Genomic DNA, 12,581 nt, shown 5'->3' with positions numbered 1-12,581 from the left:
ACTTGCCCCTTTGTCTCCTGTCTAGTGCATGATGCCGAAAAGTGTGAAGCGGTTTTCGGACGACATCATGCTCTCTCTATCTAGTTTAGAGCCGGATTCAGATTTCAGGTCGAACAGACCTGAAATCATCCGGCTCTAGGCCACCGCGTCGAAATAGGTGGCAAACTCGGCGCGTATTTCGGTTTCGTCGGCCCGGTCGTGGTCCTGTATATAGGTCAGCGCCCGCTTGGCGCGTTCCAGCGACGAGCCTTCAAGTCCTGTGGTTCGCGATGCGATGCCCGCCATCTCCTCGAAAACGCCATTGCAGTGAAGGACCAGATCGCAGCCCGCCGCAAGGATCGAGGCCGCCTTTGTCGGGAAATCCCCAGAAAGTGCCTTCATCGAGGTGTCGTCGCTCATCAACAGCCCGTCGAAGCCGATCTCGCGGCGGATGATCTCGTCGATGACCTTGCCCGACGTGGTCGCCGGGTTGTTCGGATCGATGGCGCTGTAGACGACATGCGCCGTCATCGCCATCGGCAGATGGCTAAGCTCCCGGAACGGGGCGAAATCATGCCGCTGCAGGTCGCTCAGCGAGGCGTCGACCACAGGCAGTTCGAAATGCGTGTCGGCAAAGGCGCGGCCATGGCCTGGAATGTGCTTCATCACCGGCAGCACGCCGCCCGACATCAACCCTTCCGCCGCCGCACGGCCGAGTTCGATGACCGGGCGCGGCTCCTTGCCATAGGCGCGCGCGCCGATGACGTCGCTGGCGCCCTCGATCGGCACATCTAGCACCGGCAGGCAATCGGCCGATATGCCGTAGCGCAAAAGGTCGAAGGCGTGCAGCCGCGCCATCAGCCAGGCGGCGCGGGTGCCGGCATCGTGGTCCTTGCGCCACAATGCGCCGAGCGCGCCGCCGGCCGGATAGTTCGGTGCCAGCGGCGGCCGCAGGCGCTGGACCCTTCCGCCCTCCTGGTCGATGAACACCAGCGCATCTGGGCGCCCGATGCAATCGCGCATCTCGGCGACCAGATCGCGGATCTGCTCGGTCTCACCGATGTTTCGCGCAAACAGGATGAAGCCCCACGGGCATTCATTGCGATAGAAACGGATTTCGTCGCGGGTGAGCGATTTCCCGGCACAGCCGAGGATCATGGATTTTGATTCGGTCATCCCAAGAGTTTAGGGCTTCGCGCCGTCAAAGGGAATCACCCCGGACGCCAAGCGCCTGAACCCCTCGCCCATCCACATGAAAAAGCCGGCGCGACCCCTTGGGAACGCGCCGGCTTTGATGATTGGGTCAGCTTTTTAGCGCGACACGAAGCAGTTGCCACCAGCAGCCTTGTAGCTGGTGCACAGATTGATTGCATCGTTGCGCGACTGCGCCGGGACGCGGACGCGGTAGAAAGTGCCCTTGCCGGCGATCTCCGCCTTGACGATGTTGGCGGTGCGGCCAGCAAGCACGCTGCCATAGCGGCGCTGCAGGTCTGCATAGTTAGCCTGGGCGCTTTCGACCGTCGGCTGCGAAGCAATCTGCATCGACCACGAACCGCCAGATGTCGAAGCCGTCGCCGGAATGGAGGCAACCTGGTCGGGCTTGACCTCACCGACCACGTCGACCGGCTGGTCGGACGGGCGCTGCGGCGCCACGGCAACCGTCTCCGGCGTATTGGCGGACTGCGCCTCAGCCTTCGGCGCGGCCGCCGGCTTCACCGGCTTGACCGGCTTGGCGGGTTCGGCACTTGCCTGATCGCTGTTGGCCTGATCGGCGGCCGGCGCCACGGTGCCGGTCTGCTCGGCATCGGCTGAGGGGGCGACGTGCTGCGGCGCCGGGTCAAGCGGCTCGGCAGCCGCAACCTGCGGTGCGGCCGGCGTCGGATCCTCGCGTGCAACCAGCGAGCCGTCGGGCTTGACCACCATGGTCCGTACCTTGCGCGGGGCGACGGCGACCGTATCGGGATTCTTGTCCGCTTCCTGCAGAACCTGCGCGATGCGGTCCTCGGATTTTGGCGCCGGCGCGACAGCCGCGTCGGGATTGCCGGCGGCATCGGGATTACCGGCAGCGTCGGTGCCCGGGGCAGCATCGGTATCGTCCGGCGACAGGTCGACGACGCGGCTTTCCGGCTCCTTCGCCTTCACATCAACCGGCTCTTCGGTGTTTGTGACCAGCTTTTCCTGCACCGGCTCGGCCGGCTTGGTGCCCTTGGCCACCGCGTCATAGACCTTGTTGTCCTGGTTCGGCACCACGGCGCCGCCCGGATTTTCCGGCTTGACCTTGATCGGGGTGTTGTCGGCCTTGACGATCACCGGAGCGTCGCTGCCGCCCTTGCCGCCAAAGGACAGGGCAAAAGCGCCAAGACCGCCGGCAATCGCCACCGCAGCAACGACCCCCGCGATCAGCAGGCCGCTCCTGCGCGGCCGTGCGGTTTCCTGTTCGGCCAGGCCCGGCACCGCCATCGCCTCGTCGAGATCCGGATCGTAGTCGAGTTCGTCGACAGCGAAATCGTCAGCCTGCGAAACCGGCCGGCTGCCCGGCAAATCGTTCATGTCGAAGCCACCGGCGGCACCGGCATAGGACGGTTGCGCTGCGGCCACAGGCGCTTCTGCCGGCCGCGCTGCATAGGCACGCTGGTCGAGCTCGTGGCCAAAACTGAAGCCGGAGCTGTAGGAGTCGTCGTCATAAGCGGCGCTGCGCGTGGCCGCAGGCGGCGGCGCCACTTCCAGCGCGTTCATGTCGGTGAGCAGACCGGCGAATTCGGCGTCGATATCGTCATAGGCCGCCGGCTCGTCTTCCTGGAAGCTGAGCTCGGGAATATCGAGGTCGTCAGCAATCGCCACCACGCGCTCCGGCACGTCGACTGTCTCGACATCCGGCATCTCGTCATAGGCCTGAGGCGGCGCTTGGTACGTCGGAGCAGCGGCTGCGACCGGCTGGTCGCGATAGGTTGGCGCTGCCGCCGGCGGCATCGAAGGCTTTTCTGCAAAAGAAGCTTGCGGCTGTGCTGTAAAAGAAGGCTGCGCTGCAAAGGAAGGCTGCGCGGGGGTCGGGGTCACGCGGCTCCACGAACGCGCCGGCTCCGGCGGCGTCGAGCGCCAATCGTCAGCAGAGCGTTCGGACGTGCCGTCATCACCGAGATCGATGCCCTTGGCCAAGGCCGCATCGAAGGCGTGATCATCGAACTCGATCTCTGGCTCCTGGCCCTCGAGTTCACCGGCAAGCAGATCGCCGAAATCGGCATCGTTCTGGGCAGCGGCGGCTTGAGGAGCCTGCGCAGCCGCGTGTTCGTCCAAATCCCAGTCGAGATTGTCGGCAGGAGCGACCGGCGTTGCAACGGATCGCTGCACCGGGGCAACCGGCTCATAAGCCCTGGTGGGCTCGATGGCGGCAGCCCTGGTGGGCTCGTTGACGACCGGAATCGGGGCGACTGGAGCTGGGCGTGGCGTGGTCATCGCGCCAAGCAGCGCGTTGAGTTCGTCTTCCAGTGTCCGTTCGTCCGCAACCGGCGCTGCCGGGGTCGCCACGACGGTAGGCGCCACATAGGCGGGTTCGACCGGGGCTGGCTGCACGGGCGCGGCTGCGATTTCGGCAACCGGCTCGTGGTCGGCAACTGCATCGTCGATGCTCAGATCGAAATCGTCGAATGCTTCGTGCGCGGCCTCATGGGGAGCCCCCGCAGTGGGAGCCTCCGCAGTCCAGGCCAGCAGCTCATCGCCTTCCGGCGCATCGACCTCAACCGGCGCGCTGGCCTCCAGATCGCTGACATCCAGATCGCGCTCTTCCGGATCCTCGGCTTCAACAGGCTGAGTTTCGAAAGCCTGAGGCTCGAAATCCTGGGCTGCAAAATCCATGTCGACATCGGCCATCGCGTCGTCGAAATGACCGCCAAAGTATTCGTCGGCAACAGCGTGGTCGCCGGCATCGACAACCGGCGCCTCGGTTGCCGGAGCGGCATACTGGTCCTGCGCCGGCACATCTCTGTCCAGCGTCAGCTCGTCTTCCAGCGACATCGAGACGGTATTGTCGAAATCATCGTCGAACGCGACATCGTCAACAGGCGCAGCAGCAACCTCGGCGACATCTACGCCATGGGCGACGTCATCGGTCGCATCGTCATCGAGCAGCAACCCCTGCTCGAGCGAAGCGGCAAGCTCGTCGTCCATCGGCAGGTCGTCTTCGAGCGGCGACACGTTCTCCAGCGAACTGGCGACGGCAGTGCCGAAATCGTCATCGAATGTCGGTTCGTCAAATGCGGGCTGGGCAAACGAAGGTTCGACGGCAGAAGCCGCAGCCTGCGCGGGAGTGCCAAAATGATGATCGGCGGCATCTTCGAAGACGAAATCATGGTCCAGAGAAGCGGCAAGCGCATCGTCCATCGCAGCGTCGGCAGCTTCGAAAGCCGGCTCGCGAATCTCTGCGGCAGGCTGGCTAACCTCCGTGGACGCGACGTCGTCGCCGAATTCGCCCATCAACTCCTTCTCGAGGTCGATGTCGAAATCACCCTCGTCCGCAGCCTTCTCGACGGCTGGCGCCTGTGGCTTGACCGGCTGGCGCGGATCGAAACCCATGATCCTGGTCAGTTCCGCGAACGGATCATCCTCGGCGAGGTCGTTGTTGTCGGCTACTCTCAGCTGGGTTCTGTCTGCCATTATTGTTCCCGAACTCGCACTCATTCGGACGCCATGGACGTCGCGTAGGGTTGGCCCTTACCAGCGCAATGTGGGCAAATGGTGACAGGTGTTTTAGTTAAACCTAACGCATTTCGGTGGGCGCATCAGCCCCAATCAGCGTCAGGCCGGAGGTCAAAACATCCGAAACAGCCTGCACCAGCCCTAGTCTGGCATGCGTCAATTGTCGGTCGTTAACCTTAACAAAACGTAAGTCGGGATTCTCGGTGCCCCGATTCCAGTGTCCATGAAAGCTGGAGGCCAGATCGTAGAGGTAGAATGCCAGTCTGTGCGGCTCCAGCGCAAGGGCCGCGGATTCGATCAGCCGGGGATATTCAGCCAGCTTCCGGATCAGGCCGATCTCGCCCTCATCGGTCAGCGACGCCGAGGCTGCCGCCAGGCTGTTGCGGTCGAAATTGGCCTCGCCGAGCTGCTCGCTCGCCTGCCGGAACACCGAATGGCAGCGCGCCGAGGCGTACTGCACGTAGAACACCGGGTTGTCCTTCGACTGCTCCGTCACCTTGGCAAAGTCGAAGTCGAGCGGCGCGTCGCTCTTGCGGTAGAGCATCATGAAGCGGATCGCATCGCGGCCCACCTCCTCCACCGCTTCGCGTAGAGTCACGAAATCACCCGACCGCTTCGACATCCGAACCGGTTCGCCGTCGCGAAACAGCTTCACCAGATTGCACAGCAGCACGGTAAGCTGGAGCTTCAGATCATCACCGGCAATCGCCCGCGCCAGTGCTTCCAGCCGCTTGACGTAGCCGCCATGGTCGGCGCCCAGCACATAGATCAGGTCGACGAAACCGCGATCGACCTTGTCCTTGAGATAGGCGACATCGGCGGCGAAATAGGTGAACGAGCCGTCCGACTTGATCAGCGCCCGGTCCATGTCGTCGCCGACCGCGGTCGAGCGGAAAAGCGTCTGCTCGCGGTCTTCCCAATCGTCCGGCTTCTCGCCCTTGGGCGGCGGCAGCTTGCCCTTGTAGATATGGCCCTTCAGCGTCAGATCGTTGATCGCCAAGCGGATCTTTTTGGCATTGTCGGCATGCAGCGTGCGCTCGGAGAAGAACACGTCGTGATGCACGTTAAGCAGCGCCAGATCCGAGCGGATCATCGCCATCATCGCATCGATGGTGCGGTCCTTGACGATGGCCAGCACCTCGTCGTCGGGCATTTGCAGCAGCTTGCGACCGAACTCGGCGGCCAGCGCCTGGCCGACCGGCACCAGGTAGTCGCCGGGGTAGAGACCGGCAGGTATCTCGCCAATGTCGTCGCCCAGCGCTTCGCGGTAGCGCAGGAAGGCCGAACGTCCGAGCACGTCGATCTGCGAACCGGCGTCGTTGATGATGTATTCCTTGGTCACGTCGTAGCCGGCGAAGGCCATCAAATTGGCCAGTGTGTCGCCGACCACCGCACCCCGGCAATGGCCGACATGCATCGGCCCGGTCGGGTTGGCCGAGACATATTCGACATTGGTCTTGCGGCCACCACCGATTGTCGAACGGCCATAGTTGCGGCCCTGCCCGAGCAGCGCCGTCAGATGCGCCTGCCAGAAGGCGTCCTTGAGCCTGAGATTGACGAAGCCGGGGCCGGCTACGTCGGCTGCGGCGACATCGGCGTCCGTGCGCAGCACTTCCACCAGCCGCTCGGCCAGGGCGCGCGGGTTCTGTCCCGTGGGCTTGGCCAGCACCATCGCCGCATTGGTGGCGAGATCGCCATGGCTGGCGTCGCGCGGCGGCTCGACGGCGATGCGCGACAGGTCGGGCGCAACGCCATTACTGTCTTTCAAATCAAGCGCTTCGACGGCTTTTGTGATTCGCGCGCTGAAATCGGCGAAGATGTTCATGGGTCTGACTCTGGCGGACTATGCAGGGTGACCGGCTCGTTGGCCGGCAAATCGCGCCCGCCCTAGCTTAAATCGGGCGTATGGTCAAACAGACGGCGGTGTTCCTTCAAGGCGTAGGTGTCCGTCATCCCCGCCAGGAAATCGGCAACGCTGCGCGCCTTGATGCGGTCCTCGGCCCTGTCGAGCCCTTCGCGCCAGCCATCCGGCATGGCGCGCGGATCGGCGAAATAGACATCGAACAGGTCGCGCACAATCTGCTCGGCATCGCCACGCACGCGCATCACCTCGTCATGGCGGTAGAGGTGCTTGTAGAGAAAGGTCTTCAATTCCTTCTCGGTCGCCGACATTTGTGCCGAAAACGTCACCATCGTCTCGCCCGCCGCCCGCACCGCTTCGGCGCTGTCAGGTTTTATACGCGCCAGATTGGCGGTGGTCGAAACAATGACATCCTCGACCATCATCGTGATCTGCCGGCGCATCAGCTCATGTCCGGTGCGGACATCGTCAAGGCCCGGGTAACGTGCGCGCACGCCTGCCAGGATCGATCCCGGCAGCGTAACCGTCTCCAGCATGTCGAGCGTCAGGAAGCCGGAGCGCAGGCCGTCATCGATGTCATGGGTGTTGTAAGCGATGTCGTCGGCGATCGCCGCGCATTGCGCTTCTATGCCGGCGAAACGGTCGAGTTCGAGGTCGTGCAGTTCGGAATAGTCGCGGATCGCTTGCGGAACCGGGCCTTTGAGGCCTTTTCCCTTGGCATCGGTCAGCGGGCCATTGTGCTTGACCAGACCTTCCAGCGTTTCCCAGGTCAGATTCAGCCCATCGAACTCGGCATAGCGCCGTTCCAGCCGCGTCACCACGCGCAGCGACTGCGCATTGTGGTCGAAGCCACCCCATTGGGACATCCGCTCGTTCAGGGCGTCCTCGCCGGTATGGCCGAACGGCGTGTGGCCGAAATCGTGCACCAGGGCGACCGCCTCGGCCAGATCCTCGTCACCGCGCAGCGCCCGCGCCAAAGCGCGCGCAATCTGCGCCACCTCGATCGAGTGCGTCAGCCTTGTGCGATAATGGTCGCCCTCGTGGGCGACGAACACTTGCGTCTTGTGTTTCAGCCGGCGAAACGCCGTGGAATGGATGATGCGGTCGCGGTCGCGCTGGAACGGCGTGCGGGTCGGGCTCTCGACCTCGTCATAGAGCCGCCCGCGCGACTTGGCCGGGTCGCTGGCATAGGCCGCGCGCGGCCGATAGCCGAACCCAATGTCGCCAAGCTCATTTGTCATGGCTGATGCCGCCGCAGTTGACTTGCCCCTTCCCGCTTCATACCTATCATGTGAAACCGAAAGCAAGGTGACGCCCATGGGCGCTGATGCCAAGACTGCCATGAAAGTCGAGATGACCGACTCCGCCGCCAGGCGGATCGCGAAAATCGTCTCTGGCGAAGCCGGCAAGACGGCGCTGCGCGTTTCCGTCGAAGGCGGCGGCTGCTCCGGCTTTTCCTACAAATTCGACCTGGTCGACACGCGCAATGACGACGACGTTGCCGTCGAAAAGGACGGCGCCACCGTGCTGATCGACGATTTATCGCTGGTCTATATGGGCGGCTCGGTCATCGACTTCGTCGACGATCTGATGGGTCAGTCGTTCCAGATCCGCAACCCGAATGCAGTAGCCTCCTGCGGCTGCGGCACCAGTTTCTCCATCTAGCAGATGTCTGCCATCGGCGCGGTCCGTCAGGTCGCGCTGTCGGCCGGGCGCGATCTCGACGTTACGCTGGCGTTCTGGCGTGACGTGCTCGGCTTGGGCGTGCACGCCCGCTACGATCCGCCGGGCATGGCCTTCATCATGGCCGGTGATATCAGGCTGCTGTTCACCGACGGCGTGCCGGCCGGCACCGTCTATCTCGACATAACAGGCCTCGAAGCCTTCCACGCCGAGGCGAAAGCATCCGGCGTTCCCTTCACCGCACCGCCTGCGCTCGTCCACAACGATAGCGAAGGCACGTTCGGTCCAGCGGGGGAAAGCGAGTGGATGGCCTTTCTAAAGGACCCGGCTGGCAATACGATCGGGCTTGTCGAACGTCTCCCGCCCGAACATCCCTGAGGCTGCTATGAAAATCGTCACCTGGAACATCAACGGCGTTCGCGCCCGCATCGGCAACCTCACCCATTGGCTGACCGAAAGCCAGCCCGACATCGTCTGCCTGCAGGAGATCAAGACGGTCGACGAGCAGTTCCCGCGCGCCGAGATCGAGGCGCTCGGCTACAACGTCGAAACCCATGGCCAGAAAGGCTTCAACGGCGTCGCCCTGCTGTCGAAGCTGCCCTTCGACGAGGTTATCAGGGGCCTGCCCGGCGACGACACGGATGAGCAGGCGCGTTTTATCGAAGGCGTGTTCTCGACCGACCAGGGCGCGCTGCGCGTCGCCTCGCTCTATCTGCCGAACGGCAATCCGATCGATGACGAGAAGAAGTTTCCCTACAAGCTGTCCTGGATGGAGCGGCTGCATCGCTGGGCCGAGCAGCGTCTGCTTCTGGAAGAGGCGCTGGTGCTGGCCGGCGACTACAATGTCATCCCCGAACCGATCGATGCGCGGTTCCCCGAGAACTGGCTTGGCGATGCGCTGTTCCAGCCGCAGACCCGGCAGGCCTTCCGCCGACTGAAGAACCTCGGCTTCACCGAAGCGGTGCGCGCCGTCACCGACGCAGCCGACGTCTACACCTTCTGGGATTACCAGGCCGGCGCCTGGCAGAAGAACAACGGCATCCGCATCGACCATCTGCTGCTGTCACCCGAGGCCGCCAACCGCTTCTCCTCGGCCTCGATCGAAAAGCACGTGCGCGCCTGGGAAAAACCGTCCGACCATGTGCCGGTGGCGATCGATCTGGCACTCCAGCCCGCCTGATATCAGCCGAAACCCTGATATCGCCACAATCAAGCCATTCAGTCGGATCTCAGCATGGCGGCTGGGGTTCCATGACCATACGATTCCTTCTTTGTCCGATCGGCTTGGCATTTACCATGGCTGCACCTGCAGCGGCCCTTGCCGATCAGGAATGCCTGGCCAATGGCAAGTCCTACCAGGTAGGCCAGGTTGCTTGCCTGACGGTTTCCGACCAGAGCCATATGGCCCGCTGCGACCTGGTGCTCAACAACACCTCATGGACGAAGATCGGCGACACCTGCCCCGACAACACGATGAAGCCGCACCTGCACGTAACGCCGATCTCGATGCCGGCATACAGCGCGGTGCCAGCGGAACCCACCGAGAACTGATTTTGTTTGAGAGCTGATCTCCCCCCTCGTGGGGGAGATGGCCGGCAGGCCAGAGGGGGGCGCGAAGGATCGCTATCTTCGATTAAGCCCTGCGAGCGACGACGACATCCGTAAGCGACTTGCAATCGAATGGCAGGCCGGAGGGACAGCGCCCCCCTCTGCCCTGCTGGACATCTCCCCATGAAGGGGGATTGGCAGTTCGACCCTTACTGGTCGCCGCCGCCCTTGGTCAGGATGTCGTCGGCCAGCGATATGGCGGTGCGGCGGTCGGCTTCGCCGGCGGCGGCGAACGCCTCTTCCTGCATGCCGCGGATCCATGGCTGGTCGGCTGGCGAGGCGCGTTCGAGCGCAGCCGTCATCATCGCCAGCCCGCGCACGATCTTGCCGCTCTGAAACAAGAGATTGCCAAGCGTCGCCTGCGCGCCGGCATGGCCTTTTTCGGCGGCGAGCTGGAACCAGCGGCCGGCCTGCTTGACGCTGGCCTTGACGCCGCCCTCGCCCTTCAGGAACATCTGGCCCATCTCGAACTGGGCGTTCGGATTGCGGTAATTGGCGGCCGCGCGCATGTAATATTCCTGCGCGGCGACCTCGTTTTCCTCGACCGGACTGCCGGGAATGCCTGTCCTGAGATAGTCGCCCAGCGCCACCAGCGCGTCGGAGACATAGCTTTCCTCCGGCGATCCCGGCTCGACGTCCTGGTCGACGATCTCGGAGAAGAATTTGAAGGCCGCATAGTCGTCGCGCGTCACGCCGTCGCCTTCGGCATACATACGTGCGAGCTTCCAGGTGGCGCCGATCTGGCCATTCTCGGCGGCGTATTTATAAGCCTCGACCGCCTGTTCCTTGTGGCCGCTCTTATAGGCGGAGAAGCCGAACTGGAACACGGCCCACGGGCTCGATTGCGGCTTCACGCCGGTCTTGTCGTCGAACACCTTGTCGTCGAAGGCCATGGCCTGGCCCACGGCGCCAAAGATCGCGACAGCGACCAGTGCCGGAAGGACAGACGACCTCAACAACTCAGATATCCGCATAGCAATGTGTTTCTTTGGCACCGCCGGGATGGGTGACCGCGCCGTCGCGGGCAGGCCCTACCGTCTGTGCGTATTTCCAGATCGCGCCCGACTGATAGTCGGTCGTGCGCGCCTTCCAAGTCTTTGCCCTCGTTGCCAGTTCAGCCTCGGACAGGTCGACCTCGATCGTGCCTTTGGTTGCATCGATCGAGATCACATCGCCGTCTTTCAAGAGCCCGATCGGTCCGCCAACAGCAGCTTCGGGGCCGACATGGCCGATGCAGAAACCGCGCGTCGCGCCCGAAAAACGGCCGTCGGTGATGAGGGCCACCTTGCCGCCCATGCCCTGGCCGTAGAGCGCCGCCGTCGTCGACAGCATCTCGCGCATGCCCGGGCCGCCGCGCGGTCCCTCATAGCGGATGACGAGAACCTCGCCTTCCCGGTAGTTGCGGTGCGTGACCGCCTCGAAACATTCCTCTTCCGAATCGAAACAGCGTGCCGGGCCTGAGAATTTCAGCTCCGTCATGCCCGCGACCTTCACGATCGCGCCTTCGGGGGCAAGGTTGCCCTTCAAGCCCACGACACCGCCGGTTTGGGTGATTGGTCGGTTGGCGGGACGGACCACATCCTGGCTATCATTCCAGACAACGTGCTCCATGTTTTCGGCCAAAGTACGGCCAGTCACGGTCAGGCAGTCGCCATGCAAATAGCCGTGGTCGAGCAGCGTCTTCATCAACAGCGGAATGCCGCCGGCCTCGAACATGTCCTTGGCGACATATTTGCCGCCCGGCTTGAGGTCGGCGATGTAGGGCGTCTTCTCGAAAATCGCGGCGACGTCGAACAGGTCGAACTTGATACCTGCCTCATGCGCGATCGCCGGCAGGTGCAAAGCCGCATTGGTCGAGCCGCCGGTGGCCGACACCACGGTCGCTGCATTTTCCAGCGCCTTCAGCGTGACGATGTCGCGCGGCCGGATGTTCTTGGCGATCAGCTCCATGATCTTTTCGCCCGAGGCGAAGTTGAAGCGGTCGCGCATTTCATAAGGCGCCGGCGCACCGCAGGAATAGGGCAGCGCCAGGCCGATCGCCTCGGCGACGGTGGCCATGGTGTTGGCGGTGAACTGGGCGCCGCAGGAACCGGCCGACGGACAGGCGACCTGCTCGATCTCGAGCAGTTCGGCGTCGCTGATCGTGCCGACCGAATGCTGGCCGACCGCCTCGAACACATCCTGCACGGTGATCTGACGGCCGCGATAGCTGCCGGGCAGGATCGAGCCACCATAGATGAAGATCGACGGCACGTTGAGCCGCACCATGGCCATCATCATGCCGGGCAGCGACTTGTCGCAGCCGGCAAGGCCGACCAGCGCATCGTAGCAATGGCCGCGCATGGTGAGTTCGACCGAATCGGCGATGACATCGCGCGACACCAGCGAAGACTTCATGCCCTGGTGGCCCATGGCGATGCCGTCGGTGACGGTGATGGTGCAGAATTCGCGCGGCGTGCCGTGGGCGGCCGCGACGCCCTTCTTGACCACTTGCGCCTGGCGCATCAGCGAGATGTTGCAAGGTGCCGCTTCGTTCCAGCAGGAGGCGACGCCAACCAGCGGCTGCGCGATCTCGGCTGCCGACAGGCCCATGGCATAGAGATACGAACGATGCGGCGCACGCGCCGGACCGACGGTCACATGGCGGCTCGGCAGCTTAGCCTTGGAAATGACTCTGGCGTCCATACTCTTCCTTGCCGCGGGCGGTGCGGCCTGCCTCATCGCCGAGCCTTTTGGCGCGTGTCCCGAGACAAATTTG

At 63.6% G+C, this 12,581-nt stretch carries 10 protein-coding genes; 4 read left to right on the top strand and 6 right to left on the bottom strand.

Translation table 11 applies throughout. The annotated features are described in order from the left end of the window. Positions 1–135: 135 nt before the first annotated feature. The 4 genes from nagZ to H0241_RS03885 form a co-directional block, all read right to left on the bottom strand. Complete coding sequence (gene nagZ, locus H0241_RS03900; RefSeq protein ID WP_181056077.1) at positions 136–1,155, bottom strand: beta-N-acetylhexosaminidase; 1,020 nt, start codon at positions 1,153–1,155, stop codon at positions 136–138. A 135-nt stretch (positions 1,156–1,290) separates the two neighbouring features. Then, on the bottom strand, positions 1,291–4,629 hold the full coding sequence (locus H0241_RS03895) for an SPOR domain-containing protein (protein WP_181056076.1): 3,339 nt from the start codon (positions 4,627–4,629) through the stop codon (positions 1,291–1,293). A gap of 103 nt (positions 4,630–4,732) precedes the next feature. Beyond that, positions 4,733–6,496 carry an arginine--tRNA ligase gene (gene argS, locus H0241_RS03890; protein ID WP_181056075.1) on the bottom strand — a complete coding sequence of 588 codons (1,764 nt, stop codon included), beginning with the start codon at positions 6,494–6,496 and terminating at the stop codon, positions 4,733–4,735. Between the two features lie 62 nt (positions 6,497–6,558). After that, complete coding sequence (locus tag H0241_RS03885; protein ID WP_181056074.1) at positions 6,559–7,773, bottom strand: deoxyguanosinetriphosphate triphosphohydrolase; 1,215 nt, start codon at positions 7,771–7,773, stop codon at positions 6,559–6,561. Between the two features lie 76 nt (positions 7,774–7,849). Between H0241_RS03885 and erpA the strand changes: the two genes are divergently transcribed. The 4 genes from erpA to H0241_RS03865 all read left to right on the top strand — a co-directional run bounded on the left by erpA (position 7,850) and on the right by H0241_RS03865 (position 9,766). Next, complete coding sequence (gene erpA, locus H0241_RS03880) at positions 7,850–8,197, top strand: iron-sulfur cluster insertion protein ErpA (RefSeq protein ID WP_181056073.1); 348 nt, start codon at positions 7,850–7,852, stop codon at positions 8,195–8,197. Between the two features lie 3 nt (positions 8,198–8,200). After that, positions 8,201–8,593 carry a VOC family protein gene (locus H0241_RS03875; RefSeq protein WP_181056072.1) on the top strand — a complete coding sequence of 131 codons (393 nt, stop codon included), beginning with the start codon at positions 8,201–8,203 and terminating at the stop codon, positions 8,591–8,593. Positions 8,594–8,600: 7 nt separating this feature from the next. Continuing rightward, on the top strand, positions 8,601–9,395 hold the full coding sequence (gene xth / locus H0241_RS03870; protein WP_181056071.1) for an exodeoxyribonuclease III: 795 nt from the start codon (positions 8,601–8,603) through the stop codon (positions 9,393–9,395). Between the two features lie 116 nt (positions 9,396–9,511). Further along, positions 9,512–9,766 (top strand): hypothetical protein, encoded by a 255-nt coding sequence (locus H0241_RS03865; protein ID WP_235983916.1) that lies wholly within the window; start codon positions 9,512–9,514, stop codon positions 9,764–9,766. 206 nt (positions 9,767–9,972) lie between these two features. Here H0241_RS03865 and H0241_RS03860 read toward each other — a convergent pair whose 3' ends face one another. Continuing rightward, a complete protein-coding gene (locus H0241_RS03860; RefSeq protein WP_112564806.1) occupies positions 9,973–10,797 on the bottom strand; it encodes a tetratricopeptide repeat protein in 825 nt (274 codons plus the stop codon). Beyond that, complete coding sequence (ilvD, locus tag H0241_RS03855) at positions 10,784–12,508, bottom strand: dihydroxy-acid dehydratase (protein ID WP_181056069.1); 1,725 nt, start codon at positions 12,506–12,508, stop codon at positions 10,784–10,786. Before ilvD ends, H0241_RS03860 begins: the two co-directional genes overlap by 14 nt. Positions 12,509–12,581 lie beyond the last annotated feature (73 nt).

The organism is Mesorhizobium neociceri, from assembly GCF_013520985.1.
Classification (GTDB): Bacteria; Pseudomonadota; Alphaproteobacteria; order Rhizobiales; family Rhizobiaceae; genus Mesorhizobium; species Mesorhizobium neociceri.
This window is presented reverse-complemented; position numbering and strand designations above follow the sequence as displayed.

What these genes read in the sequence shown, in the direction of transcription:
- nagZ (WP_181056077.1), bottom strand. Translation starts at nt 1,155, where the DNA reads ATGACCGAATCAAAATCCATGATCCTCGGCTGTGCCGGGAAATCGCTC.
- H0241_RS03895 (WP_181056076.1), bottom strand. Translation starts at nt 4,629, where the DNA reads ATGGCAGACAGAACCCAGCTGAGAGTAGCCGACAACAACGACCTCGCC.
- argS (WP_181056075.1), bottom strand. Translation starts at nt 6,496, where the DNA reads ATGAACATCTTCGCCGATTTCAGCGCGCGAATCACAAAAGCCGTCGAA.
- H0241_RS03885 (WP_181056074.1), bottom strand. Translation starts at nt 7,773, where the DNA reads ATGACAAATGAGCTTGGCGACATTGGGTTCGGCTATCGGCCGCGCGCG.
- erpA (WP_181056073.1), top strand. Translation starts at nt 7,850, where the DNA reads ATGGGCGCTGATGCCAAGACTGCCATGAAAGTCGAGATGACCGACTCC.
- H0241_RS03875 (WP_181056072.1), top strand. Translation starts at nt 8,201, where the DNA reads ATGTCTGCCATCGGCGCGGTCCGTCAGGTCGCGCTGTCGGCCGGGCGC.
- xth (WP_181056071.1), top strand. Translation starts at nt 8,601, where the DNA reads ATGAAAATCGTCACCTGGAACATCAACGGCGTTCGCGCCCGCATCGGC.
- H0241_RS03865 (WP_235983916.1), top strand. Translation starts at nt 9,512, where the DNA reads ATGGCTGCACCTGCAGCGGCCCTTGCCGATCAGGAATGCCTGGCCAAT.
- H0241_RS03860 (WP_112564806.1), bottom strand. Translation starts at nt 10,797, where the DNA reads ATGCGGATATCTGAGTTGTTGAGGTCGTCTGTCCTTCCGGCACTGGTC.
- ilvD (WP_181056069.1), bottom strand. Translation starts at nt 12,508, where the DNA reads ATGGACGCCAGAGTCATTTCCAAGGCTAAGCTGCCGAGCCGCCATGTG.